This window comes from Micromonospora sp. LOL_025 (genome assembly GCF_048060285.1).
Lineage (GTDB): Bacteria > Actinomycetota > Actinomycetes > Mycobacteriales > Micromonosporaceae > Micromonospora.
The window spans coordinates 1-24,968 of record NZ_JBHMIR010000040.1; the positions used below are offsets into that span (position 1 = coordinate 1).

Below are 24,968 nucleotides of genomic sequence, written 5' to 3' on the forward strand. Positions count from 1 at the left end.
AGCGCCGATGGTACTGCACTCGGGAGGGTGTGGGAGAGTAGGACACCGCCGGACAATCATTCGGTTCAGGGCCACCCTTCGGGGTGGCCCTGAACTGCGTTACGGACCTTTTCACGGCTTACGGGCAAGCCGGAAGAATAGGCAGCCGACCACCACGAGGAAACCGAACACCACCAGGAAGACGGAACACGCCGACCTGTCGACCAGCGACAAGGACGCGCGGGACCGTCTTGGGGAGGGCCGCTGTGCGGACCGTCGTGGAACCCCTGAAGGCCCGGCCGCGGCCTGACGACCAGATGCAGCGGCTGTTCTCCGGTGGCTGGCCGGCCTTCATCGGCGCCGACCGGCAGGCGGGTCGTCATCTCGGCCGCGTACGGGAGGTGTTCGCCGACTTGGAGCTCCGACCTACGCGGCCGGGGGTTGGCCGGTGACCTGCTCACGGCCCTGCGGTCGCTGGCCGACCAGCGCGGTTGGCCGCGGGTCGTCGCCCCGGTACGGCCCACGCTCAAGGCCCGCTACCCCCTGACCCCGATCGAGCGGTTCGCCACCTGGACCCGCGAGGACGGCGCCCCGCTCGATCCCTGGGTGCGTACACACTGGCGGCTAGCCGCCCGGCTGATCGCCACGGCACCCCGGTCGCAGACGATGACCGGCACCGTCGCCGAGTGGGAGCAGTGGACCGGCATGGTCTTCCCCGACAGCGGCGACTACGTCATCCCCGACGGTCTCGCCCGGCTGCGTGTCGAGCGCGAACTCGACCGGGGCACCTACACCGAGCCCAACCTGTGGTTCCGGCACCGGTAGGGCAGGAACAGGGACCGGCTGCTGCATCCCACGGAGGCCGCGACGCGGTGCGCGTACGACAGGAGGAAGCCCCGCCGGCGACGTGGCCGGCGGGGCTTCCCCGAGCGTGGGTCAGGCGGCCGTCAGGACGGCTCGCGACCGCAGATGAAGCGCGGCTCGGCGGAGTAGCGCCAGGTGAACTTCTCCCGCTTCACGACCTTGCCGTCCTTCTTGAACACCCGGAAGGCGTCCTGGGTGAACCCCTGGCTGCCGTTGGCGGGGATGCAGGTCGGGCCGGGCTCCAGGTAGACCGTCTTCGGGTGGGTGATGTTGCGGCGCGGGCTGTACTCGGTCTTCACGCTGTCCCAGATCTTCGTGCTCCAGATCGACACGGTGATCGAACCCGACGTGTAGGAGGTGTCGATCAGGACGCCGTGCTCCGTGTTGTTGCGGAACTTGAAGTCCAGGTCCGGCCAGAAGATGGTCGACTCGATGACCGCGGGGTACCGGCTGAACCAGTACGAGTGCGGCTTGTGCTCGACGTCCTCCAGCCCGGCGTAGTACGTCGCGTTGAACAACGTCGTGGTGAACTGCGAGGTGCCGCCGCCAACCCCCGGGACCAGCTTGCCGTCGAGGATCACCGGGGCGTCCCGGTAGCCCTGGGCGTAGCCGCGCTCGCCGGTGTGCCCGTTGAGCGAGAACGTCTCGCCGGGCAGCACCAGCGTGCCGTCCACGTCCTTCGCGATCGTGACGATGTTCTGGCTGCGCGGCGAGGAGAGCCCGCCGGTGAAGTGCGTGGTGAAGGTGGAGACCCGCTCCTTGATGCCCAACCCGGCCAGCTTCTCCGCGGTCAGCTCCGGCTCCGCCGGCTTCAGCTCGCCGGTGACCTTCCGGTCGTCGGCCTTCGGCAGGACGGCGAGCAGGTCGCGGCCGAGGGCCGCGCTGTCGAGCTGCTGCCCGGGCTTGCCGTCGACGACCTTCGGCTTGCCGCCGGCGATGGTCATCCGGGCGTCCCTCGGCGGCACCTCGATCGCGGCCAGGTCGTCGCCGAGCGCGGCCCGCAGCCGCTTCACGTCGACCTGCGGGGTCAGCTTGCCGGCCTTGTCGGCGGTGAACCGGAGGCTCCTCGCGATCGCCTTCGGCGGGATCTGCACCGAGCCCTTGCCGGTGGTCAGCGTGACCGGGGCGGCGACGGCCGGCTTCGCCAGCTCGGCGACCAGCCGGTCCACCTCCTCGGCGCTGGTCGCCGGGTGCGTCTCGACCAGCGGCACGGTCACGGGCTGGCCGCTGAGCCAGCCCTCCCGTACCACCTGCGCGGAGCGCTCCGGATCCAGCGCGAGGCTCGGTTTCGGGTGCACCGCCTTCGGCGTGGTGCCCTTCCAGGTGATCGCCGGCATGGTCATCTTCCGGCCCTGGTCGCCGACGACCTTCTCCAGGGCGGCGTCGAGCCGGGCCGCGTCCACGGTCACCACCGGCTGCACCGCCCGGGACCCCACGAGCCGGTCGACGGCGTGCGCCTCGGCCTCGGCCGCCGCCGCAACGGTGGCGTCGACGTCGACAGCCAGGCCGACGGTGGCCGGGTCGATCGTGGCGGTCCGCTCGCCGACGCGTACCGACAGCGGGGCGTTGAGCGTGCCGGCGCGGCGTTCGAGCTCGGTCCGCAGCTCCCGGGCGGCGTCCGCGCGGCTCCGGCCGCCCAGCTCCGCGCCGAGCACCGTCGTCCCGCGCGGCACGTCACCGGCGTACGCGTAGGCGCCGGCCCCCGCCACGGAGGCCAGCACCGCCGTGGCGGCCCCGGCGGCCAGCAGCAGGCGGACCCGGCGGGACCGTGACCCGCCCGGCCTGCCCGCCGGCACGACCGGCTCCGGCTCGTCACCGGGCCAGGTCACAGCCTTGACCTGCACGGTGGGCCGGTCGTCGGCGGGTGGAGTCTGCTCGCCGTACAGCGTCACGGTCACCTCGATCGGACGTACCACAACGGGGGGAGCGCGCCTCCGCCCGGAAGACACCTACGGTAACCGGCGCTCCGGCGGGGCGGGAGCCAGCGCCCCACCCGCCGCGTCGCGGCGTGTCGCACGGCGTGTCGGGGGACACCGGCCGGTCGTCGGGCGGGCCGGCGGGCATGGCACGGTAGGGGCATGGGAGCGGACGAGGCGGTCCTGGCGTACGGGGGCGGTTGGCTGGACCGGGCGGGGGAACTGCGTACCGACCCCGAACGGATCGCCGCGCTGCTGGCGGAACCGGCGAGCACCCTGCTGCCGCTCTGGCGGGACCGCTGCCTGGTCGCGGGGGACGTGCCGGTGCGGCTGACCGGGGAACGGGCGGCCAAGGCGCTCGCCGTCGCCGACGAGACCGTCTTCCTGGGCATGGACGAGGGCTCGGCCGTCTTCGCCGTCGACCTCTCCGGGCTGCCCGAGGCCGCCGCCGTCGAGGTGGCGGAGGCGGCCGCCGCCGTTGACGTCCGGGCGCTGGTGGGCCGGCTCGACCCGGCCGGGGCGGCCGTCCAGGCGTACGCGCGGGGGCTGCTGCACTGGCACCGCCAGCAGCGCTTCTGCGGCACGTGCGGGGCGTCGACAGTCGCCCGGGGCGGCGGACACGTCCGGTCGTGCGCGCGGGCGGACTGCGGCCGGCTCCTCTTCCCCCGCATCGAACCGGCCGTCATCGTGCTGATCGAGGCGCCGGGCGCCCCCGACCGCTGCCTGCTGGCCCGGCACGCGGGCGCGCCCGAGGGGGCGTACTCGACGCTCGCCGGCTTCGTCGAGGTGGGCGAGAGCCTGGAGGACGCCGTCCGGCGGGAGATGGCCGAGGAGGCCGGCGTAGCGGTGACCGACCTGGCGTACGTGGGCTCGCAGGCGTGGCCCTTCCCGGCCGGCCTGATGATCGGCTTCCGGGCCACCGCCGCGTCCGAGGAGGTGCGGGTGGACGGCGAGGAGTTGCTGGAGGCGCGCTGGTTCACCCGGGACGAGCTGCGCGAGCGGGTGGCCGCCGGACGGCCGCTGGGCCGCGCGGACTCGATCGACCACCTCCTGCTGCGCTCCTGGCTCGCCGCCGGGGCCTGACTCGGCGGGGCGCGTGCCGCCGCCCGGCGAGGGCAGGGGCTTCCCGTCAGGGGTCGCCGGTCGGCGGGCCGCCGGGTGCCGGCGAGCGGAAGGTCAGCCAGGCCATGACCGTGGCCGTCAGGACGGCGGTGCCGAGCGCGCAGACGAGGACGCCCTCGACCGTACGCGGCGCGGCGAGCAGCGCCGCCCCGGCGAGGCCGGCCGTGGCCAGCCAAAGGGGCGCGGCGGGCCACCGCGCACCCGTCGCCACCTGGTCGTTGACCAGCATGAACACCACCGCGTAGAGGGCGCCGACGGCGGCGAAGAGCGGTGCCGCGCCGGCCAGGTGCAGGTAGTCCGCGCCACCGGCGAGGCGGAACGCCAGCTCGCCGGCGAGCGCGGAGGCGCCGACGAGGATCGTGCCGCAGGCCAGGATCAGGCCCAGCGCGGCGACCCGGGCCCGCCGGTCGCCCTGGGCGAGCCGGGGCAGCACCAGCACGGTGACCACCTGAGGGGCCCAGAGCGCGCCCTTGGTGAGCACCGACCCGACCGCGTACCCGCCGGAGGCGTCGCCGGGGAGCAGTTGCCGGGCGAGGATCAGGTCGGCGTACGAGATGGTGAGCATCGCCAGCGACGCGCCGCAGGCCGTCATGACGTGCCGGCCGGTCAGCCGGCGGTCCACCGCGGCGGCCGGGGTGCCCCCGGGCGGGGCCGGCGCGGCGGTTCGGCCCGGACGGGCGAGGCGGGTCAGCAGGGGCAGGACGGCCAGCCCGGTGAGTGTGGCGAGCAGCAGGCAGTCGACCGGTCCCCGACCGAGGGCCAGCCCGAGGACCAGACCGCCGTAGCGGCCGGCGGCGAGCACGGTCATCGCGGTGGCGAGACGCAGGAACCGCTGGTCGCCCTGGAGTTCGCCGAGCGACCGGCCCGCCAGCACGGTGGCGAAGGTGGTGGCCGCGAGCAGCAGGGTCAGCGCCAACGGGAGCCGGAGCGCCGCGCTCAGCACCGGCGCGGCCAGCGCCGTCACGCCGGCGGTGAGCGTGGCGGTGCGCAGCGCCAGCCGGCGGTTGCCGCCGGTACCACCCGAGCGGGCGCGGTGTGCGGCCACCGCGATCTGGAGGCCGAAACCGGGCACCGCCGCGATCGCGGCCAGGGCGAGCACGGTGGCCAGCGCGCCCAGCTCGGCGGCGGCCAGCCGGCGGGCCCCCAGGACCGGGACCACGTAGGCCAGCGCGTTGGTCAGCATGGTGGCGACGGTGACGGCGGCGCCCGCCGCACCGAGCCGGACGGCTCCGGCGTCCCTGCCCGTGGTCCGGGTCATGTCACCCCATGTCGCGCTGCTGCCCGGTGCGCGCCGCGGCCGGCGGAGCGGCCGGGACACCGCCCGGCCGGGGTGACGGTACCGCTCGGCCGTGCGGCCCGTCAGCCCCGCACGCGCGACCCCTGCCCAGCGGGCCCGGAAGCGTCTAGTGTGCTGGCCCATGGCGTCGACGCGCGTGGCTTCCGCAGCCACCTCCGGTTTGGCCGCGGTCCTTCCCGAGCGGTTCGTCGCGGCCGCGATCCGGCGGGTCTACCCCCGGGTGGAGCCGGAGCTGGCCCGGCTGCCCCGTTTCGTTCCGCGCGGTGGCACCGCCGTGGATGTCGGCGCCTGGTACGGCCCGTGGACGGCCCGGCTGCTCCGGCGCGCCGACCGGGTGGTCGCGGTGGAGCCCACCCCGCCGCTGGCCCGACAGTTGCGGGCGGCCTTCCCGGCCGCCGAGGTGGTCGAGGCGGCCGTGTCGGACCATGAGGGCACCGCGTCGCTCTACCTTCCCGAGGGCGGGGCGATCGTCGGCACCTCCTCGCTGGAGGATCCGCAGCAGGGCGATCCGGTGGAGGTGCGGCGGATCACGCTCGACTCGCTCGGCCTGACCGACGTGCGCTTCGTGAAGCTGGACATCGAGGGGCACGAGCTGCCGGCGCTGCGGGGCGCGGCGGAGACGGTCCGCCGGGACCGGCCGGTGCTGCTGATCGAGGTCGAGGAGCGTATCCAGCCGGTCGGCCCGCTGCTGGAACTGCTTGCCGGCTGGGGCTACCACGGGTACGTGCTGCCGGGGCGGGACTGGGTGCCGCTGGCCGACTTCGATCTCGGCGGGCACCAGCGCGCGGCGATCGCCCGGGTCGGTCAGAGCTTCGCCCGCCGGGTGCTCTGGCCGCGCCCCCGCTACGTCAACTCGGTGCTGTTCCGCCCCGAGTGACGGCGGGCCCCGGCGCGCCCTACTGCTGTGGCACCGGGGTGCCGACGACGACCTCGTTGGTGCAGACCGTCACGCCGTGTCGCGGGACGGTCAGCTCGACGGTGTCGCCGCCGCCGGTCAACTCGAAGAAGTACTGGTGCAGGCCCTGCTTGACGGGGAACTCCCGGACGCTGGTGCCGAGGCGGAAGACGGCGGTGGTGTCGGCGGAGCTGAGGTAGCCGATCCGGACCACCCAGAACCAGTCGTCCCGGGGTGCGCTGAGCGGCATCCGTACCGTCCGGCCACCGCTGATCTTGTATCCGCAGCCTTCCTCGGGACCGGGGCGGACGGCCGGGCCCTCGACGCGGACCGGGGCGATGCGGCCGCCGTCGTCGAAGATCGAGGGGGCCTCCGCCCCGGTGACGAAGACCGGGCCGTCCTCCATCGCCTGGAAGAACTTCGACTGCCGGTTGTACGGCGCGGAGAGCGCGGGCACCACGCCGCCGGGAACCGGCTGGTCGAGGAAGACCGTCCCGGGCGGGGCGGCGGCCAGCTCGGCCCGCGCGGTCTCCAGGTAGGCCCGGCCCTGCTTGACCGCCCACTCGTCGCCGTACCGGACGGTGCTCCAGGCGGTGCCGAGGCCGGCGGCGAGCAGCACGACGACCAGCAGGGTGCTGACCGTCTCGCGGTGCCGGGTCAGCAACGCCGGCGGGGGCGGGTCGCTCACGTCCGCGGAACCGGGCTCTCGGTTCTCGGGGCCGGGGTCCGCGCCGCCCACCGGCCGTGCCACGACGGGGGACGCCAGGCCGAGCAGGGCGACGCCGATGCAGAGCGCGGCCACCACGACCACGTCGCTGACGTACCGGGGCACGGTGCCGGCCACGTCGCTGTAGACCGAGCCGAGCCGGGTCGCGCCCAGCAGGGCGGTCACCAGGGCCAGGTACGCCCCGAGCAGCACCCACGCCCGTCCGGCGGTGCGGCGCATACGCACCGTCACCACGACCAGGGCCAGGAAGACGGCCCAGGCCAGCCACCGGGCCAGCTCGGGCGGGGCGGTCACCGGGGCGCCGTCGCCCGCCGCCATCCACCGCCACGGCCCGCCGAGCAGGCCCGGAACGACGGTCGAGCCGAGCAGTTGCCACAGGAACGACAGCACCTCGCCGAGCGAGTCCGGCCGACGCAGGGAGGACTCCGAGCGGGTCAGGTAGAGCCCGGCGAAGCCCAGCGAGACGGCGGTGAGCACCGCCCAGGACGGCCAGTAGCGTCGTACCGTCTCCCGTACCGCCCGGACGGGCGGCCCGCCGACGAGCAGGCACGCGGTGAGCAGGAAGACCAACGGCACGACAAGCAGGGCCTTCTCGAAGAAGAGCAGCCCGAACACCACCGACAGGGCCAGGCTGACCAGGTGCCGGCGGCGGCCTGTGCGGACGTAGCGGAGCTGGGCGCCGACGGCCAGCACCATGGCGAGCTGCATCGGCAGCATGTTGACGCCCACCGCCCACCAGGAACCCGCCTCCAGGGTGAGCGGGCTGAACAGGAAGACCGCGAGCGGCACCAGCAGCGCCCAACCGGGCCGGACCAGCGTGCGGAGCAGCCGGAAGAAGGCCACCGCCAGCACCGCCTGGCCGGCGGTCATCAGCAGCACGTACGGCCAGTAGGCGAGGCCGACAAGCCGGGTCACCAGCCAGGTGACCAGCAGGGCCGCCGGCATGAAGTGGTTGTTGTAGAGGGTGAGCAGGAAACCCGGCGTGAGGTCGGTCTCCGCCGCCTGGGAGATCAACACCCAGTCGTCGACCGCGAGATCCCCCCGGGACGCGAGCTGCGCCCGCCACGCCACGGCGACCACGACCAGCACGATGCCGACCGCCCGTACCGGGTCGGCGCGTACCCAGCTGCCGATCGGTCCGCTCTCGTCACGCTGGGCGGCCACCTCGGACCCGGTCGATGCCATGGCGGGAAGACTGCCACACCGTCGACCGGTGCTCCCATCAGGTCAACGGATGGTTCGGGCACCGCCCAGGGGTCCGCGTACAGTGGCCGCCACCAGCGCGGCGGTCGTCGCGCCCGCAGTGGTGAGGTCGAGGGATGCGCGAACGGCTGGTGCCGCACGGCGTGGCCGCCGCCGTGACGGCGGTGGTGCTCGCCCCGCTGGCCCTGCCCGGGTACGTGCTCCGCTACGACATGGTCTTCGTGCCCCGGCAGGCGTTGAGCTGGGAGGCGATCGTCCCGGCCTCGGCGCTGCCCCGGGCCGTCCCGCAGGACGCGGTGGTCGCGCTGGCCAGTCAGGTGGTGCCCGGCTGGCTGCTGCAACGGCTGGTGTTGGGCGCGATCCTGTACCTGGCCGCGCTGGGCGCCGCCCGGCTGGTGCCGACGGACCGCGTCGCGGTCCGGGTGGTGGCCGCCGTCGGGTACGCCTGGACGCCGTACCTGGCCGAGCGGCTGCTCGTCGGGCAGTGGGGACTGCTGGTCGCGTACGCCGCGCTGCCCTGGCTGGTGCGGGCGGCGCTCGACGTGCGGGCGGGCCGCCGTGGTGGGCTGCGCCGGCTGTTGCTCGCGGCGGCGGCGTCGGCGATCACGCCGACCGGCGGGGTGCTCGCCCTGGTCGCGGTCGCGGTGCTGCTGCCCGGGCGGTATCCGGCGGCCGCCCGGTCGACGTCGCTGGGCGTGGGGCTGACGGTGCTGCTCAACGCGCCGTGGCTGGTGGCGGGGATCGTCAGCGGCGGGGCCGGCCGATCGGACCCGGTCGGGGTGGCGGCGTTCGCCGCCCGCGCGGAGAACTGGGCCGGTCCCCTGGCGGCGCTGGCGGGCACCGGCGGCATCTGGAACGGGCAGACCACCCCCGCGTCCCGGGCGGTGGTGCTGGTGCCGTTGGCCACCGCGCTGCTGCTGGCCGTCGCCGGGTACGGTCTCCCGCTGCTGCGTCGGCGCTGGTCGTCGTCGGCCGCCGACCGGTTCGGCCTGCTCGCCGTGGCGTCGTGGCTGGCGGCGGCGCTCGGGGTGCTGCCCGGCGGCGCGGACCTGCTCGGCTGGTTGGTCGCCACCGTGCCCGGTGCCGGCCTGGTCCGGGACGGCCAGAAGCTGCTGGTGCCGTACGCGCTGGCGCTGGCGGTGGCCGGCGCGCTCGGCGCGGAACGGCTCGCGGACCGGCTGGCGACCCGCTTCGACGCGACGACCGCCGGTGCGGCGCTGGTCGGCGCGGCGCTCCTGCCGGTGGCGCTCCTGCCCGATCTCGCCTTCGGCGGCGCCGGTCGGCTCCGGCCGGTGGACTGGCCGGCGGACTGGGCGACGGTGGCCCGGCTGACCGCCGAACGGCCCGGTGAAGTGATCTCGCTGCCGTTCCAGGAGTACCAGAGCTTCCCTTGGAACCACGGCCAGGTGGTGATCGATCCGGCACCCCGGTATCTCGCCGTGCCGGTGCTGATCGACGACACGCTGCGGGTGGGTGGCCTGGCGGTGGCGGGCGAGGACGCGCGCGCCGCGCGGGTGCGGGAGCTGCTCGCCGCCGGTACGCCCCTGTCGACCACCGGCGCGCGGTGGGTGCTGGTGCAGCGGGCGGTCGGCCCGACCACGCCCCCGTCGGCACTGGCCGGGCTGCGGACCGTCCACGCCGGACCGGAGTTGGCCCTGTACGAGAACCCGGACTGGTCGCCGCCGCCCGCACCGGCCCGGCCCGGCCCGGTGGGACTGGCCCATCTGTTGACCGGAACGGTGGTGGTGGGGATCGTTTTTTCGGGCGCTGCGCGGGGACGCTACCGCGTGGTAGCGTCCCGGCACGCGAGTCCCGCGGAAGGAGAAGGTGGATGAGGAACCTGCCCGCGTTCGTCGCCGTCGGGGTACTCGGGGTCGTGCTCGGCCTGCTCGGGAGCGTCGGACTGGCGAATGCGCTCAGCCCGTCCGCCAAGGAGGCCGCCAACACCAAGGTGAGTGAGCAGGGGACCGAGGCTCCGCTGTACGGCACGCGCTGAACCACTCGCACGAAGGGCACCCGCGTCGCGGGTGCCCTTCGTCGTTCCCGGCTCAGGCGCGGGCGGCCACCTGCGTCACCAGGCGGGCGAAGCGCGTCCCGGTCGCCGCCCAGGTGAAGCGGGACGCGTGGACCAGCGCGGCCTCGCCCATCGCCTTGCGCCGCACGTCGTCGGCCAGCAACTCGCGGACGGCGGCGGTGAACTCCTTCTCGTCGTCGACGAGCACACCCGTCTCGGTGTCGACCATCGCCTCGGCGACGCCGCCCGCGTAGCGGAAGGCCACGGTCGGGGTGCTCCGGGCGGCGGCCTCGACGATGGTGAGCCCCCAGCCCTCCTTGAGCGAGGGGGTGAGCGCGACCCACGCCGAGGAGAGCGCGACGTGCTTCTCCTCCTCGCTGATGAACCCGGTGAACCGGACACGACCCGCGATGCCGAGCGACTCGGACAACTCCCGCAGCGGCTGCTCCCACCAGCCCTGACCGGCCACCACCAGCTCCAGGTCGGGCAGTTCGGTGACCAGTTCGGCCACGGTACGCAGGGCGATCTCCACGCGCTTGTGCGGCACCAGCCGGCCGAGCACGAGCAGCGACGGGTGCGGCGTGCGTGGCAGCGACGGGCCGGTCACCGGAGGCGTGCCGTTGGGCACCACGTCGATCCGGTGCGCGTCCACCCCGAGGGTGGTCAGTTCCGCCCGGCTCGCCTCCGACACGGTCACGTAGCGGCAGCGACGGTACAGCCGGACCGCCAGCCACGACTCGATCCACCAGCCCAGCCGGGCCATCCACGGGCCGAAGACCACCGGCCACTGTTCCCGGTGCACGTGGTGCACCAGGGCGAGCACCGGACGGCCGGCGTACAGGGGTGCGAAGAACGGCACCCCGTTGCAGACGTCGACGACCACGTCCGGTCGGCCCAGACCGCGCCGGCCCAGCGGGCCGAACCCGATCCGGCCGGCGAGGCAGGTCAGCGCCGCCCGGGCGTAGACCGTCATCCGGGAGCCGCGCCGCAGCACCCGTACGCCCTCGGGCGTGGTGCCGGCCGGGCCGCCGTTGCCGTGTGCGGCGCAGAGGAGGGTGACCCGGTGGCCGGCGCCGACGAGTTCGGCGGCGATGCGCTCGATGTAGACCTCGGAGCCGCCGCCCTCCGGGTTGCTCGTGTCGCGCCAGTTGAGGAACAGGACGTGGCGCGAGGGGGTGCCGGGGTTGTCCACGCTGCTCCTACCGACGAGTAAGTGAGCACGATCGCGCCACCCTAGGGCGACGTGGGTCACATTCGCAATGGGCCGCTTCGGTGGCGACGGTCCGGGAAGGGCTGGTCGGCCGGGGGTTTGCCGGCGGCGTAAAACCTTGGCAGGGTGTGCAGCGCGACCGCGTGCGTTGGCCGGCATCGCTCGGCGCCACGCGGCGCGACCTGCGTCCGGACCCCCCCGTTCCGGCGACGACGAGGAGGTGACCGGGCGTGCTGCGCGACGGTTCCGCAGCGGTGCGGGGCCTCTTCCGGCGGTCGCCGGTGGTGCTGCTCAGCGCGGCGCTCGCGCTGCTGCTGGCCGGTTGGGCCACGGTGGCGTACGTGCGGTCCGATCGCGGCGTCCCGGAGTGCCTGGACCGGGTCCGACTGCGGGTCGCCGCGGCCCCGGTGGTCGCGCCGGCCCTGGACCGGATCGTCCGGGCCAGCGTCGGCGCCCAGCCCTGCGTCTCGATCGCGGTCCAGGCCCAGGAGTCCGCCGCCGTCGCCGCCGAGGTGGCCAAGGGCGTGGACGTCGCCGACGCCTGGGTGCCGGAGTCCACGTTCTGGCTGCGCCGGGCCCGCGCGGCCGGCGCGTTCGAGGTGCCGGCCCAGGGTACGTCGGTGGCGAGCACGCCGGTCGTGCTCGCGGTGACCGAGCCGGCGGCGCGCCGGCTGGGTTGGCCGGCGAAGCAGTTGACCTGGCGGTCCCTGGTCGGCCCGAAGGCCCGCGCCGTCGAGGTGGCGCTGCCCGACCCGGCCGCCGACCCGGCCGGTGTCGGGGCGGTGCTCGGGGTGCGCGGTCTGGTCGCCGGGGAACGGGACCCCGCCGGGTCGGTCGCGGCGGTGCTGCGTCGGCTCGCCGACCGGACGTTCACCCCCGGCGTCGGCGGGAGCCTGCCGGCGGGATCGGGCCTGCCGGGCAAGGCCGACGCCGTGGCGACCAGCGAGCAGGCCGTGCTCGGGCACAACGCGCTGGCCGGCGGCGACAAGCTGGTCGCGGCGTACCCGGAGGTCGCCGTCCCCGCGCTGGACCTGCCGTACGTGGTGCTGCCCGCCGCGCGCGGTCCGGTCCGCGACGCCGCCGCCGGTTTCCTCACCAACCTGCTCACCGTCGAGGCCCGGGACGCGTTGACCGGATACGGCTTCCGCACCACGGCCGGCTTCCCGCCGGCGGTGCCTCGCGACGGCCGGCTGTCGCCGGAGGTACGCGAACCGGCGCCACTGCCCGCCGAGGATGCCGTCACCGAGGCGCTGACCGGCTGGAGCGGCGTGCAGCGCAGTGCCCGGATCCTCACCGTGCTGGACATCTCCGGTTCGATGGCGGCCAGGGTGCCCGGCTCGGACGAGACCCGGCTCGGGGCCACGCTCAAGGCGGCCCGGGAGGGTTCCGGCCTGCTGCTCGACAACAGCGAACTCGGGATGTGGGTCTTCTCCACGAAGGTCGACGGCGACCGGGACCACCGGGAGATCCTGCCCGTCGCTCCGCTGGACACGACGCAGCGGGAGCGGCTGGCCGAGCGGCTGGCCGCCGTCCGGGTGAAGCCCCGGGGCGGCACCGGCCTGTACGACACGACGCTGGCCGCGTACCGGGACGCCCGGCGGAACTGGACGCCCGGGCGGATCAACCTGGTGCTGATCATGACCGACGGGCGTGACGAGGACGGGGAGAGCATCGGCCGGTCCCGGTTCCTGGCCGAGCTGGCCGCGCTCCAGGACCCGCGCCGGCCGCTGCCGATCGTCTTCATCGGGCTCGGTAAGGACATCGACCCGGACGAGTTGGAGACGATCGCCGAGGTCACCGGCGGCCAGGTGTTCCGCACCGAGCAGCCCAGCGGCATCCGACAGATCTTCTACTCCGCGCTCGCCGACTTGAGCTGCCTTCCCCCGGAGTGCCGGCGGTGACGTCGGCGCGCCGGGTCGCCCGGTCGGTACGCGAGGCGCCGGGCACGGCCCTGTCGCTGCTGCTGCTCACCGTGCTGGCCTTCGCGCAGCGCCCCGGTCAGGTCACCTTCGACACCAAGCTCGACCTCGCCGCGAATCCGGTGCACTTCATGGCCCGGGCGCTGCACATGTGGAACCCGGAGGCCACCTCGGGGGAGCTGCAGAACCAGGCGTACGGCTACCTCTTCCCGATGGGGCCGTTCTTCGCCGGGGGGCAGCTGCTGGGCGTACCGCCGTGGTTCTCCCAGCGGGCGTGGACCGCCCTGCTGCTCGCCGCCGGGTTCTACGGCCTGCTCCGGCTTGCCCGGGCGCTGGGCGTCGGCACCGAGCCGACCCGATACGCGGCCGCCCTCGGCTACGCCCTGGCCCCCCGGATCCTGACCGAGATCGGCGCGCTCTCCTCCGAGACCCTCTCCGCCGCGATGCTGCCCTGGGTGCTGCTGCCGCTGGTCCTGGTGCGTCGGATCGGGTCCCCGCGAAGGGCCGCCGCGCTCTCCGCGCTGGCCGTGCTCGGCATGGGTGGGATCAACGCGGCGGTGGTGCTGCTCGCGCTGCTGCTGCCCGGGGTCTGGCTGCTGACCCGCCGCTGGGACCGCGAGCACCTGCGGCTGGTCGGCTGGTGGTGCCTCTGCGTCGTCGGGGTCTGCCTCTGGTGGATCGTGCCGCTTCTGCTGCTCGGCGAGTACAGCCTGCCGTTCCTCGACTACATCGAGTCGTCCACCACCACGACGGCGGTGGCCTCGCTCTTCCAGGCGGTCCGCGGCACCAACCAGTGGGTCGCGTACATCGTGCAGGGCGACCCGTGGTGGCCGGCGGGCTGGCTGCTGATCGACAACCCGGTGCTGATGACGCTGACCGCGGTGGTGGCGCTGGTCGGCCTGGCCGGGCTGGCCGGCAACCTGCTGCCCGAGCGCCGGTTCCTGGTGCTGGGCTTCCTCACCGGGCTGACCCTGCTCACCATGGGCTACGTCGGCAGCCTCGACAGCCCGCTCTCGGCGCAGGTGCGGGACCTGCTCGACGGCCCGCTCGCGCCGTTCCGCAACGTGCACAAGCTGGACCCGGTGCTGCGGCTGCCGCTGATGCTCGGCTTCGCGCACGGTGTCGACGCGTGGGTCACCCGGCTGCACCGGACCGCCGCCCGCCGCCGCCCCGCCCTCCGGTTGCGCCCGCTGATGTTCGTACCGGTGCTGCTGCTGGTGCTGGGGGCCGCCGCGCCGGCCTGGCTGGGCCAGTTGCGGCCCGGGCCGGGCTGGTCGGACCTGCCGCCCCACTGGCGGGCCGCGGCGACGTGGCTGGCCGAGCGGGACGCGTTGGCCCGCACCCTGATGGTGCCGGGCTCCGGCTTCGGCCAGTACGAGTGGGGGCGGTCCGTCGACGAGCCGCTCCAGGCCCTGGCCGGGGCGCCCTGGGCGGTACGCCACCAGATCCCGCTGGGCTCGGCCGGCAACACCCGGATGATGGACACCGTCGAGTCCGTCCTGTCCCACGGCCGTGGTTCGGCCGGCCTGGCCGACTACCTGGCCCGGTCCGGGTTCCGGCATTTGCTGCTGCGCAACGACATCGACCGCACGCAGGTGGACGCGCCGCCGGTGGCGGTGCTGCGCCGGGCGCTCGCCGGCTCGCCGGGGATCGCGCGGGTGGCGACCTTCGGCAGCACCACCACCTTCGGCCGTACGCCGGGCAGCCCGGTCGACGAGGCCGCCGGGCCGCTGCCGGCCGTCGAGGTGTACGAGGTGCGGCGCCCGGTGCCGGCCGCCTCGGCGGTGCTCGTCGACGACGTGCCGACGGTCAGCGGCGGACCGGAGTCGCTGCTGCCGCTGCTGGAGCAGGGGCTGGTGGAACGGGACCGTCCGGTGGTGCTGGCCGGCGACCGGGCCGGCTTCCGGGACGGCGGCGACGAGTCGTGGATCGTGACCGACGGGCTGCGCCGGCGGGAACGCGACATCGGCCGGGTCCGGGACAACCTCAGCCAGACGTTGACCGCGGCCGAGGCGGGCCGGCAGGGCCGGGTCGCCCTGGACCTGCTGCCGTTCCCCGGTGACCGGCACCAGACGGTCGCCACCTACCAGGGCGTACGCGAGGTGACCGCCTCCAGCGCGGTCAGCTTCGTGGACAACCTGTCTCCCGCCGACCCGTCGTACCTGCCCTTCGCGGCCGTCGACGGCGACGAGCGCACCGCCTGGCGTTCCGCGCCGTTGGCCGGGCCCGTCGGCCAGTGGCTCGAGGTGGACCTGGACACTCCGCGCGAGGTCTCCCGCGTCACGCTCGCGTTCGTCGACGATCTCGGGGTGGGGTGGCCGGTGACCCGGTTCCGGCTGACCACCGACCGGGGCTCGGTGGACCACGAGGTCGCCCGCTCGCTGGGCGCGCACGCGTACTACACGCTTCCGGGCTCCACCAGCCGGGTGCGGGTGACGGTGCTGGCGGTGGCCGGCGGGCGGGTCGACGGCGGCGTCGGAATCCGCGAACTCGCCGTCCCCGACACCACCCCGCGCCGGGCGCTGCGCACCCCGGCCGACGCGCCGGCCGGCTTCGTCGGCCCCGTCGCCTGGTCGTTCAGCCGGGGACCGGCCGACCGGCCCGCCTGCTTCCCGACCCCCGCCGTCGACTCCGGCTCGGACGCCGTGCCGGCCACCGGTGCCGGCCTCCGGCCGGCCGGGACGGTGATCCGGTGCGACCGGTTCCTGGCCCGGGTCGGCGAGGAACCGCTCGGGGTGGACCGGCTGTTCCAGAGCGCGACGCCGGGGACGTTCCGGCTGGCCCTCACCGCCGTGCCCCGGCCGGGCGGACAGTGGAGCCCGTCCGGGATGCCGGTCCGGGCCGCCGCCTCCTCCTACCTGGCCGGCGACCCGGCCGTGGCCGCGTACGCGGCGGTCGACGGCGATCCCGGGACGGCCTGGCTGGCCGACACCGGCGACCTGCGACCCGCCCTGCGGCTGAGCTGGTCGGGGCCGCGCCGGATCGCCGAGTTGCGGCTGCGTCCCGCGGAACTGCCGGTCGGCTCGCTGCCGGAATCGGTCGAGGTACGCACCCCGGGCGCCAGCCGGGTGCTGCCGGTCGGCGCGGACGGTGTGGTCCGCTTCCCGGCGGTGCGGACGGACCGGATCGAGATCGTGGTGCGCGAGTCCGCCGAGCGGCTGGCCGACCGGCGGGGCAACGGCTGGACGGCCACCCCCGGCATCGCCGAGGTGCGGATCCCCGGGCTGGAGGACCTGCTCCGCCCGCTCGCCGGCGCGGCGCGCGTCGTCGAGCCCTGCGGGTCGGGGCCGGCCGTCGAACTGGACGGGCTCCGCTACGACACGGCCGTCGCCGGCACCCTCGCCGACGTGCTCGACGGTCGGCCGCTGCCGGTCACGGTCTGCGGTGCCACCGGCGCCGTGGTGGACCTGCCGGCCGGCGGGCACCGGCTGGCGACCTCGCCGTCGGCCGGTTTCGTCGTGCAGGACGCCGCACTGCGTCCGGAGGCGGCGGTCGCCGCGCCCCGGCACCGCGAGGTGACCGTGCTCGACTGGAATCCGACGGACCGGCGGGTGCGGGTCGCCGCCGGCGACGCGGCGCTGCTGGTGGTGCCGGAGAACGCGAACGCCGGCTGGACGGCCACCGTGGACGGTCGGCAGCTGACCGCTACCCGGGTCGACGGCTGGCAGCAGGCGTGGGTACTGCCCCCCGGTGGCGACGGCGAGGTCCGCCTGGTGTTCGCGCCGGACCGGACGTACCGGGGCGGGCTGGCGGCCGGGGCGGTGACCGCGCTGGTGGTGCTGCTGCTGGCGGTGCTGCCCGTGCGGCGACGCGCGTCGGCCGGTTCCGTGCCGCCCCTGTCGGGGGCGGTCCCGGCCGAGGCCCCCGCCTGGGTCGCCGGCGTCCTGCTGGTGGTGCTGCTCGCCGCGCTGGGCGGCGTGCTGCCGGTGGCCATCGTGCTGGCCGCGATGCTGCTGCGGCAGTTCGCCCGCCGGGCGCTTCCGGTGGTGGTGTTCGGCGCGCTGACCGTCGCCACGGTGACGGCGGTGACGGGGCGGTTGCAGGGCCACGGCCAGGAGTGGGCGTACGGCCCGTGGGTGCAGGCGGCGATGCTCGTCGCCGTCGGGGCGGTGGTCGCCGCGGTGCTTCCCGTGCCCGGCATCCCGCCGGAGGCCGTCGCGCCGCCGGGCACCGCGTCCGACGTCGCCGCCTCCGGCGCGCCGGCCACGGCGCCCGGCGCCCCGGCGGTGCCCCGCGCGCGGACGGGTGTGACGGACGCGGATGATGTGACGCCGGGCACGCAGGACGGGCGACCGGCCGCGGTCACGGATCGGGACGAGGACGGGACGGTGGCGCGATGAGCGCAGCACACGACGGGGCCGGTGGGCGGGCGGCCCGTCGCCGGTTCGCCACGCTGGACCGGTCGGTGGCGCTGTTCCGGGCCTTCCTGGTCGAGCAGACCGACCCGGACCGCTTCTACGGGTTGCTCGCCGAGGACTCCGTACGCCAGGTGTCCGGCTACGTTCCGCTCGCCGGACGGACGGTGCTCGACGTCGGCGGCGGTCCCGGTTACTTCGCGGCGGCCTTCCGTGCCGCCGGGGCCCACTACGTCGGGCTCGACCCCGACGTCGGCGACTTCTCGGCGGCCGGTGACTCGGTCGCCGGCATGCTGCGGGGCAGCGGCACGGCCCTGCCGGTCCGCTCCGGCGGCGTGGACGTGACGTTCTCGTCCAATGTGTTGGAGCACGTCTCGGAGCCGACCCGGATGCTCGACGAGATGGTCCGGGTCACCCGACCGGGTGGGGTGCTCTTCGTGTCGTTCACCCCGTGGCTGTCGCCGTGGGGTGGGCACGAGACCGCGCCGTGGCACTACCTCGGCGGCGACCGGGCCCGGCGGCGCTACGAGCGTCGCAACGGCCGGGCACCGAAGAACCGGTTCGGGGAGACGCTCTTTCCGACCTCGATCGCACAGACGCTTCGTTGGGCCCGGGGCAACGCCGAAGTGGAGCTGCTGGACGCCCTGCCGCGCTACCACCCGTGGTGGGGTCGGTGGGTCATCCGAGTTCCCGGCGTCCGGGAGGTCGCGGCGTGGAACTTCCTGCTCGTTCTGCGTCGGACCGGCGCGGAACCGGGCGGCGCGGCGGAAAAAACAGAGCTGACCGGGGGTCGCGTTGCTATGTGACCAAGTAGTAACCTCGCGGCCATCTCTCATCGACAGCGGCGAAAATTAGCTCCTCCGGGGAGGAAACATGAAGCACCGCGCCATAGGTGCCGTGCTGTTCGGCGGCGGCATACTGCTCTTGGCGCTTGCCGCCGGGCTTGTGTTCGTGGTCAAGCCCGCGATGGCCAAGCTGCCCTACGATCTGGACGCGTCGACCTCGGTCGCCGAGGCGAGGGGTGCGACCTTCCTCCAGATCACCAACGGCAACATCGCGATCAACCGCGCCGACCTGAAGTCCACCGTCCGCGTGTCGCCCGACGCGAAGACGACCGGCACGCTCTCCGGTGACCTCGACGGCAAGGCCGTCGTCTGGCAGGTCGGGCAGACCGTCGAGCGGACGGACTCCAAGGAGCTGGTCAGCGCGTACGGTGCGGCGCTGGCGCTGGACCGGGTCTCCGGTTCCGCGCTCGACTGGAACGCCCAGTACCTGGACGACACCGGTACGCAGGAGAAGGTGAAGTTCTCCGGCCACATGTACAAGTTCCCGTTCGGCGCGGAGAAGAAGACCTACCCGATCTACGACCGTGACCTGCGGGACGTCCGGCCCGCGGAGTTCAAGGGCACCGAGGACATCAAGGGCATCGAGTCCTACCGCTACGAGCAGGTGATCACCGACGAGCAGCTGAACCTGGCGGACGAGCGGGTCAAGCTGCTGCTCGGCGCGCTGGCACCGGGCGCGACCACCGGCAAGGTCGTCTACAGCAACACCCGGACCGTCTGGATCGACCCGGTGACCGGCTCGTTCCTCAAGGTGCGCGAGGTGCAGCGCAAGACGCTGATGCCGGACGTCGGCGCGCAGGCCACGCTGCTGGACGCCGACTTCTCGTACAACGAGGAGACCGTCGCCGCCTCGGTGAAGCGGGCGGAGGACAGCCGGCAGAAGCTGACCATCCTGGGCGTGTACGCGCCGATCGGCCTCGCGCTGCTGGGTCTGATCCTGGCGGCGGCCGGTCTGCTGGTGACCCGGCGGGGCGCCGTCCAGCCGGCCGTGGAGCCGCGTCACCGGGCCGACGCGACGGCCGAACAGCCGACGGTCTCCGACCGGGAGGGCGGGCCGCTGAGCGACGAGATCCCGCCCGCGTCGACGAACTGGCGCGGCGACGATCGGACGGTGCCGGGCCAGCGCCCGGCGCCGGGCGAGGTGGACCAGCGCTGACCATGCGCTGAGCGGTACGCGAAGGGGTGGGCCGGACCGGCACACCCCTTCGGTGTCTCCGTAGGCGACACCGTCGTTACTAAATCGTGATCCATCTATGTCGCAGCTACCGAAAGTGACCGATCCCAGCGGGATGAGTGCTGTTTGCGTGCTTGTTCGGGTTGCCGGTGGCGCGTCGTCAGCCACTCTCGGTCACGTCCACGCTTCCACGCGTCAATCGGGGACCACCAACGGTGAGTGAGGGTCTTGTGACCCGTGCCGCGCGGGGGGCACCATCATCGGCAGTTCATTACCCGTCGGTAATAGGGGCGATGCCCAGGTGGGAGGCCGTCCTGTCGCCGGCCGGCCGTCCGCGCGACATCCCCCAGGCCCGCGGGATCTCACTCCGCGGCCCGACCCCTCCCCTCTGGTTCCGGCAGGAGGCGTACGTGACGACCGTCGATCCGCAGCCCGCGTGGCGCGGCCGGTTCCGCGAGGCGTGGCACGGGTTCCGCCGCTGGCGGCGGGTGCGACCGTTCTGGGGCGGCCTGCTGATCGCGCTGGCCGGCGTGGAGATCCTCGGTGCCACCCAGATGTCGCTCGGCAGCCTCACCTTCCAGTTGGGACCGGCAGGCTTCCTCTCCTGGGTGGTCCCCACCGTCCTGGTCGCCTGTGGGCTGCTGCTGTGGTTCAGCCCGCAGCAGGGGGTCTTCTACGCGGTGGTCGCCTCGGCCACCGCGCTCTTCTCGCTGGTCAGGGTCGATCCGGGCGGCTTCTTCGTCGGGCTGCTCCTCGGCCTGGTCGGCGGCGCCCTCGGCTTCGCCTGGACGCCGGACGCCCGCCCCACCCCATCGCCGGGGCCCGCCGCCGGGCCGCGCGTTCTTCGACCGTACGTGGTGTTGCCGGTACTGCTCGCTTTTGCCGCCGCCGTGGCACTCGCCGCGCCCGGCCCCAGGTCGGTGCAGGCCGTGGCCTCGCCGACCGCCGCCTGCCCGACCACGGCGCCCGGCCAGGGGGGAACGCGACCCGCGCCGAGCGGCACGCCGGGCGCGCCGGAGGACCCGAGCGGCACGCCGGGTGCGACGCCGGCCCCTGCCCGAACGCCGGGTGCGCCGACCCCGACCGCTCCCAGCCCGTCTCCGTCGGCCGGCGGCGGACGCGACATCCTCGGCGGCATCGGCGACCTCTTGGATGGCGGCAGGGGCGACGATGAGGAGGCGGCCCGCCGGGCGACGCCCACGGCCACGCCGAGCGTCCGGCCCACGGCCACGCCGAGCGTCCGGCCCACGGCCACGCCGAGCGTCCGGCCCACGGCCACGGGTCGGCCGGCGGCTCCCGGCCGGGTGTGCGCCCCGGCCAGCCCGAAGCCGGGCCGACCCGGGCAGGTGGTGCCGGGCAGACCGCTGCCCCGGATCGCCGCCGACCCGGGGCAGCCGATGGTGGCGGCGGTCCCGTCGAAGCTCACCGGTTCGGAGGTGACCATGGTCGGGCTGCGGTTCGAGGGCACCGTCGACCTGCCGACCGCCGACAGCAGCCTGAGAGCGCTGAAGTTCACCATGGACCGAGCGGTCACCGATGACTTCCTGCTCCGCTCGCCGGGGCCGGCCGACCGGACGATGCGGTTCGCCACGGACCGGCTGACGGTGCAGGGGGACGTCGCCTTCTACGCCACCCGGTTCGTCGGGCGGCTGCTCGGCATCGAGATCACGCTGGCTCCGGACCTGCCGTTCCCCGACGGCCTGCCGATCACGTCACCTGTTCCGATCACCTTCACCGAGCCGGCCATGGAACTGGCGTTCGTCACCAGCGACACGCTGACCGCCCGGCCGGCGTTGGAGCTGACCCTCTCCTGACCTCACTCCTCCACCACCCGGTGCGGGGCCGGTGTCCCTCCGGCCCCGCACCGCCGGGGTCAGAGGCGGGCGAGCGCCTTGCGCAACGGGTCGAGCCCCAGCGAGCCGAGGTCGAGCGCCTGGCGGTGGAACTCCTTGAGGTCGAAGTCGGCGCCCTTGCGGGCCTTCGCCTCGTCACGGGCCTGGAGCCAGATCCGCTCGCCCACCTTGTAGGAGGGGGCCTGCCCCGGCCAGCCGAGGTAGCGGTTCAGCTCGAAACGCAGGTTCTCGTCCGGCACCCGGCAGTGCGCCCGCATGAACTCCCAGCCCAGCTCCGGAGTCCAGCGCTCGCCGGGACGGAAGCCGAACGGGTTGTCCTTCGGGATCTCCAGCTCCAGGTGCATGCCGATGTCGACGATCACCCGGGCGGCCCGGAACGCCTGCCCGTCGAGCATGCCGAGCTTGTCGCCCGGATCCTCCAGGTAGCCCAGCTCGTCCATCAGCCGCTCCGCGTAGAGCGCCCAGCCCTCGCCGTGCCCGGAGACCCAGCAGAGCAGCCGCTGCCAGCGGTTGAGCAGCTCGGCCCGGACGGCGGTCTGGGCGACCTGGAGGTGGTGACCCGGCACGCCCTCGTGGAAGACGGTGGTCACCTCCCGCCAGGTGGAGAAGTCGGTGATGCCCTGCGGCACCGCCCACCACATCCGCCCGGGGCGGGAGAAGTCCTCGCTCGGGCCGGTGTAGTAGATCGCGCCGTCGCTGGTCGGGGCGAGGCAGCACTCGATGCGGCGTACCTGCTCCGGGATGTCGAAGTGGGTGCCGTGCAGGTCGCCGATGGCCTTGTCGGCGAGCGCCTGCATCCAGTCCCGGAACGCCTCCTTGCCCCGGATCGTCCGGGCCGGGTCGGCGTCGAGCGCCTCGACCGCCTCGTCGATGGTGGCGCCGGGGCCGACGATCCGGCCGGCCACCGCCCGCATCTCGGCCTCCAGCCGGGCCAGCTCCTCGAACCCCCAGGCGTACGTCTCGTCGAGGTCGACCCTGGCGCCGAGGAAGTACTGCGACGCCAGCTCGTAGCGCTCGCGGCCCGCGGCCTGCTTCTCCCGGCCGAGCGGGGCCAGCTCGGTGCGGAGGAACTGGCCGAACTCGGCCGTCGCCGCGGTGGCCGCCGCCGCGCCCCGCCGCAGCTCGGCGCCGAGGGTGCCGTCGGCGCCCAGCCGCTCGACCAGCCCGTGGAAGAAGTTGTCGCCGTCCGGGTCGACCCAGATGTCGCACTGCTTGGCGACCTCGACGAGCTGGACCCGGGCGCTGACGTGGCCGGCGGCGGCCGCCTCGCGCAGCGTCGCCTTGTAGCCCTCCAGGGTGCTCGCGAAGCGGTTGAGCCGGGCCGCCACGTCGGCCTTGGCGTCGTCGCCCTCGGTCGGCATCAGGTCGAAGACCATGCGGACCTCGTGCAGACCGCTGGAGATCACGTTGACCTCGCTGCTAGCCTCGCCGGCGTCGTAGCGGGCGAGGTCGAGGCCGAGCCGCTCCTGCATGGCCTCCTTGGCGGTCCGCTCCGCCTCCGACTCCGGTTCGGTCACGTCGAGTTCGGCCAACGTCCGCCGGATCAGCTCCGCGCGGGCCGTGTAACCGTCGGGCGACAGGTCGTCGAGCTGGTCGTCGTAGCCGGCGATGCCGACGTAGGTGGCGCCGATCGGGCTCAGCGGCGCCCACTCGGCCACGTAGCGGTTCGCGAGGTCATCGATTCGTCCCACGCTGCGACCCTACGTGAGGGCACCGACGGGTTGTCGAACGCGTGCTGCGTGTTCAGGGCAGCAGGTCGGCGGGGTCGAAGTCGATCGGGAACGGCAGGTCGACCGAAAGCCGCCGACCGCCCTGGCGACGGTGTCGTAGCCGCCGAACCTGCCGAGGGTGGAGAGCTCCGCCTGGGCATGCCCCGGCCGGCGGGAGAGTTCGACCCGCAGGAAGTACGGCACCCGCCCCTCCGCGCACCGTACGGGCTTGTCGACGAAGTCCTGCCGGCGGCTGCCGGGCGAGACGAACTCCACCGCCATCGTGCAGAGGTGGGCCGGGATCCACCGGTCCTCCTCATCGGTCTTCGGCAGCGCGTGCAGGACGGTGACGTCGGGCTGGATCCAGCGCCGCGGCGAGAAGGTCAGATTCACCTGCCCGAACACAGCCCCGGCAACGGGAGGTATCGGTCGGCGAACTCGGTCGTCCACATGCCGTCGAGGTCGACGAGCGGGTCGAAGCGCATCGGCATCGCCACGGCGTGCACCTCCTCGGGGTGGACAACGCGCCACCAGCGTAGGCGGTTCCTGTGGTGGTCGACACGGCGTGGAGAAAGTCGCGGGACTTCGTCGTACGCCTGCGGCAGAGTGTCAGGGGTGACAGTGGATTCCACTCCTGACCGGGCGGCGCTGCGGAGCTGGCTGCCCGGGTTCCTGGCGCTGGCCGCCATCTGGGGCTCCAGCTTCCTGTTCATCAAGATCGGCATCGGGGAACTGCATCCACTCCACCTCACCCTCTACCGGGTCGCCGCCGGCACGGTGACCCTTGTGCTGGTGCTCGCCGTGCTCCGCGACCGGCTGCCCGCCGAGCCCCGGGTCTGGGCGCACCTGACCGTGGTCGCCGCGTTCGGCGTCGCCGTGCCGTTCACCCTGTTCGGCTACGGCGAGCAGCGCGTCGAGTCGATGCTCGCGGGTATCTGGAACGCCACCACCCCGCTCATCGTGCTGCCGCTGGCCGTGCTGGTGTTCCGCACCGAGCGGCTGACGGCACGCCGGGCGGTCGGCATGGCGCTGGGCTTCGCCGGGGTGCTGGTGGTGCTCGGGGTCTGGCAGGGGGTGGGCGGTGCCCACTTCACCGGGCAGCTCATGTGCCTGGGCGCGGCCGCCTGCTACGGCGTCGCCATCCCGTACCAGAAGAAGTTCGTCGCGGGCAGCGCGCACTCCGGGCTCTCGCTCTCGGCGGCGCAGTTGCTGGTCGCGACCGCCCAGCTCGCGGTCGTCGCGCCGCTGGTGGCGGGGGCGCCGCCGGCCCCGACCGGCCTCTCTGCCGAGGTGCTCGGCAGCGTGCTCGCGCTCGGCGCGCTCGGCACCGGCCTCGCCTTCGTCATCAACCTGCGCAACATCCGGGTCGCCGGGGCGAGCACCGCCTCCACCGTGACCTACCTGGTACCGGTGTTCGCGGTACTGATCGGTGCCCTGGCCCTCGACGAGCGGCTCACCTGGCACCAGCCGGTGGGCGCGCTCATCGTGCTGTTCGGCGTCGCCGTCTCGCAGGGCCTGATCGGCCGCCGGCCCGCACCCGCCGGTGTCCCCGAGCCGGCCACGGCCCGTGCCCCCGAGCCGTCCGTGCCCGAGGCCGCCGCGACCGTGCCGGCCGATGCCGCGAGCGTGCCCGAGGCCGCCGCGACCGTGCCGGCCGATGCCGCGACCATGCGGGCCGCCGCCGTGCAGCCCGTTTCCCCCGGGGCGGCCGACCCGTCGGTGCCTGCCGCGCCGGCTGCCCGCTGCTGACCGATCCCGGCCGTCACCACGAGGACCGCCCGCTGCGCCGCGGTCCCATGGACGGGGCAGCTCGACAGCGTGCCGTGGCGCCATCACCCCGGGCCGACGGCCGGCGGTACCACCTCCCGGAGCTCGCGGGCCCGGCC

The 24,968-nt window shown here is 74.4% G+C and carries 17 protein-coding genes; 11 read left to right on the forward strand and 6 right to left on the reverse strand.

The window, feature by feature from the left end; genetic code table 11:
* The first annotated feature begins 420 nt into the window (after positions 1-420).
* Positions 421-804 carry a hypothetical protein gene (locus ACFHW0_RS28880; RefSeq protein ID WP_416612689.1) on the forward strand — a complete coding sequence of 128 codons (384 nt, stop codon included), beginning with the start codon at positions 421-423 and terminating at the stop codon, positions 802-804.
* Between the two features lie 122 nt (positions 805-926).
* Here ACFHW0_RS28880 and ACFHW0_RS28885 read toward each other — a convergent pair whose 3' ends face one another.
* A complete protein-coding gene (locus ACFHW0_RS28885; RefSeq protein WP_416612691.1) occupies positions 927-2,741 on the reverse strand; it encodes a VanW family protein in 1,815 nt (604 codons plus the stop codon).
* Between the two features lie 180 nt (positions 2,742-2,921).
* On the opposite strand from ACFHW0_RS28885, the gene nudC reads away from it, so the two are divergent.
* Positions 2,922-3,842, forward strand: coding sequence for an NAD(+) diphosphatase (gene nudC / locus ACFHW0_RS28890; protein WP_416612693.1), 921 nt, complete (start codon positions 2,922-2,924; stop codon positions 3,840-3,842).
* 46 nt (positions 3,843-3,888) lie between these two features.
* On the opposite strand, the gene ACFHW0_RS28895 is transcribed toward nudC, so the two are convergent.
* Positions 3,889-5,139, reverse strand: a complete 1,251-nt coding sequence (locus tag ACFHW0_RS28895; RefSeq protein WP_416612694.1) for a polysaccharide biosynthesis protein — start codon at positions 5,137-5,139, stop codon at positions 3,889-3,891.
* 160 nt (positions 5,140-5,299) lie between these two features.
* On the opposite strand from ACFHW0_RS28895, the gene ACFHW0_RS28900 reads away from it, so the two are divergent.
* A complete protein-coding gene (locus tag ACFHW0_RS28900; RefSeq protein WP_416612696.1) occupies positions 5,300-6,055 on the forward strand; it encodes an FkbM family methyltransferase in 756 nt (251 codons plus the stop codon).
* A gap of 19 nt (positions 6,056-6,074) precedes the next feature.
* On the opposite strand, the gene ACFHW0_RS28905 is transcribed toward ACFHW0_RS28900, so the two are convergent.
* The gene (locus ACFHW0_RS28905) at positions 6,075-7,985 is read right to left on the reverse strand and encodes a hypothetical protein (RefSeq protein ID WP_416612698.1); all 1,911 of its coding nucleotides are present in this window, start codon (positions 7,983-7,985) and stop codon (positions 6,075-6,077) included.
* Positions 7,986-8,119: 134 nt separating this feature from the next.
* Between ACFHW0_RS28905 and ACFHW0_RS28910 the strand changes: the two genes are divergently transcribed.
* Positions 8,120-9,838 (forward strand): hypothetical protein, encoded by a 1,719-nt coding sequence (locus tag ACFHW0_RS28910; RefSeq protein WP_416612700.1) that lies wholly within the window; start codon positions 8,120-8,122, stop codon positions 9,836-9,838.
* Complete coding sequence (locus ACFHW0_RS28915) at positions 9,835-9,999, forward strand: hypothetical protein (RefSeq protein ID WP_157747273.1); 165 nt, start codon at positions 9,835-9,837, stop codon at positions 9,997-9,999. The genes ACFHW0_RS28910 and ACFHW0_RS28915 overlap by 4 nt, the downstream gene beginning before the upstream one ends.
* Before the next feature lie 52 nt (positions 10,000-10,051).
* Here the strand turns inward: ACFHW0_RS28915 and ACFHW0_RS28920 are convergent, their stop codons facing one another.
* Complete coding sequence (locus ACFHW0_RS28920; protein ID WP_416612702.1) at positions 10,052-11,209, reverse strand: glycosyltransferase family 4 protein; 1,158 nt, start codon at positions 11,207-11,209, stop codon at positions 10,052-10,054.
* A 248-nt stretch (positions 11,210-11,457) separates the two neighbouring features.
* On the opposite strand from ACFHW0_RS28920, the gene ACFHW0_RS28925 reads away from it, so the two are divergent.
* From ACFHW0_RS28925 to ACFHW0_RS28945, 5 genes are all read left to right on the forward strand, one after another.
* Positions 11,458-13,128, forward strand: a complete 1,671-nt coding sequence (locus tag ACFHW0_RS28925; protein WP_416612704.1) for a substrate-binding domain-containing protein — start codon at positions 11,458-11,460, stop codon at positions 13,126-13,128.
* Positions 13,125-17,486 (forward strand): alpha-(1->3)-arabinofuranosyltransferase domain-containing protein, encoded by a 4,362-nt coding sequence (locus ACFHW0_RS28930; protein WP_416612706.1) that lies wholly within the window; start codon positions 13,125-13,127, stop codon positions 17,484-17,486. Before ACFHW0_RS28925 ends, ACFHW0_RS28930 begins: the two co-directional genes overlap by 4 nt.
* Positions 17,483-18,307, forward strand: coding sequence for a class I SAM-dependent methyltransferase (locus tag ACFHW0_RS28935; RefSeq protein WP_416612708.1), 825 nt, complete (start codon positions 17,483-17,485; stop codon positions 18,305-18,307). Before ACFHW0_RS28930 ends, ACFHW0_RS28935 begins: the two co-directional genes overlap by 4 nt.
* A 67-nt stretch (positions 18,308-18,374) precedes the next feature.
* Entirely contained in the window at positions 18,375-19,502 is a 1,128-nt protein-coding gene (locus ACFHW0_RS28940) for a DUF3068 domain-containing protein (protein ID WP_416612710.1), read from the forward strand.
* Positions 19,503-19,930: 428 nt separating this feature from the next.
* Positions 19,931-21,334, forward strand: coding sequence for a DUF6114 domain-containing protein (locus tag ACFHW0_RS28945; protein WP_416612712.1), 1,404 nt, complete (start codon positions 19,931-19,933; stop codon positions 21,332-21,334).
* Between the two features lie 59 nt (positions 21,335-21,393).
* On the opposite strand, the gene ACFHW0_RS28950 is transcribed toward ACFHW0_RS28945, so the two are convergent.
* Together ACFHW0_RS28950 and ACFHW0_RS28955 are read right to left on the reverse strand one after the other, a co-directional pair.
* Positions 21,394-23,064, reverse strand: coding sequence for a DUF885 domain-containing protein (locus ACFHW0_RS28950; protein ID WP_416612714.1), 1,671 nt, complete (start codon positions 23,062-23,064; stop codon positions 21,394-21,396).
* Between the two features lie 9 nt (positions 23,065-23,073).
* Positions 23,074-23,475, reverse strand: a complete 402-nt coding sequence (locus tag ACFHW0_RS28955) for a hypothetical protein (RefSeq protein WP_416612716.1) — start codon at positions 23,473-23,475, stop codon at positions 23,074-23,076.
* 222 nt (positions 23,476-23,697) lie between these two features.
* Between ACFHW0_RS28955 and ACFHW0_RS28960 the strand changes: the two genes are divergently transcribed.
* A complete protein-coding gene (locus ACFHW0_RS28960) occupies positions 23,698-24,831 on the forward strand; it encodes an EamA family transporter (RefSeq protein ID WP_416612717.1) in 1,134 nt (377 codons plus the stop codon).
* Positions 24,832-24,968 lie beyond the last annotated feature (137 nt).

Excerpts from the sequence above, each read along its gene's own strand:
- nudC (WP_416612693.1), top strand. The coding sequence starts at position 2,922 with ATGGGAGCGGACGAGGCGGTCCTGGCGTACGGGGGCGGTTGGCTGGAC.
- ACFHW0_RS28895 (WP_416612694.1), bottom strand. The coding sequence starts at position 5,139 with ATGACCCGGACCACGGGCAGGGACGCCGGAGCCGTCCGGCTCGGTGCG.
- ACFHW0_RS28900 (WP_416612696.1), top strand. The coding sequence starts at position 5,300 with ATGGCGTCGACGCGCGTGGCTTCCGCAGCCACCTCCGGTTTGGCCGCG.
- ACFHW0_RS28905 (WP_416612698.1), bottom strand. The coding sequence starts at position 7,985 with ATGGCATCGACCGGGTCCGAGGTGGCCGCCCAGCGTGACGAGAGCGGA.
- ACFHW0_RS28910 (WP_416612700.1), top strand. The coding sequence starts at position 8,120 with ATGCGCGAACGGCTGGTGCCGCACGGCGTGGCCGCCGCCGTGACGGCG.
- ACFHW0_RS28915 (WP_157747273.1), top strand. The coding sequence starts at position 9,835 with ATGAGGAACCTGCCCGCGTTCGTCGCCGTCGGGGTACTCGGGGTCGTG.
- ACFHW0_RS28935 (WP_416612708.1), top strand. The coding sequence starts at position 17,483 with ATGAGCGCAGCACACGACGGGGCCGGTGGGCGGGCGGCCCGTCGCCGG.
- ACFHW0_RS28940 (WP_416612710.1), top strand. The coding sequence starts at position 18,375 with ATGAAGCACCGCGCCATAGGTGCCGTGCTGTTCGGCGGCGGCATACTG.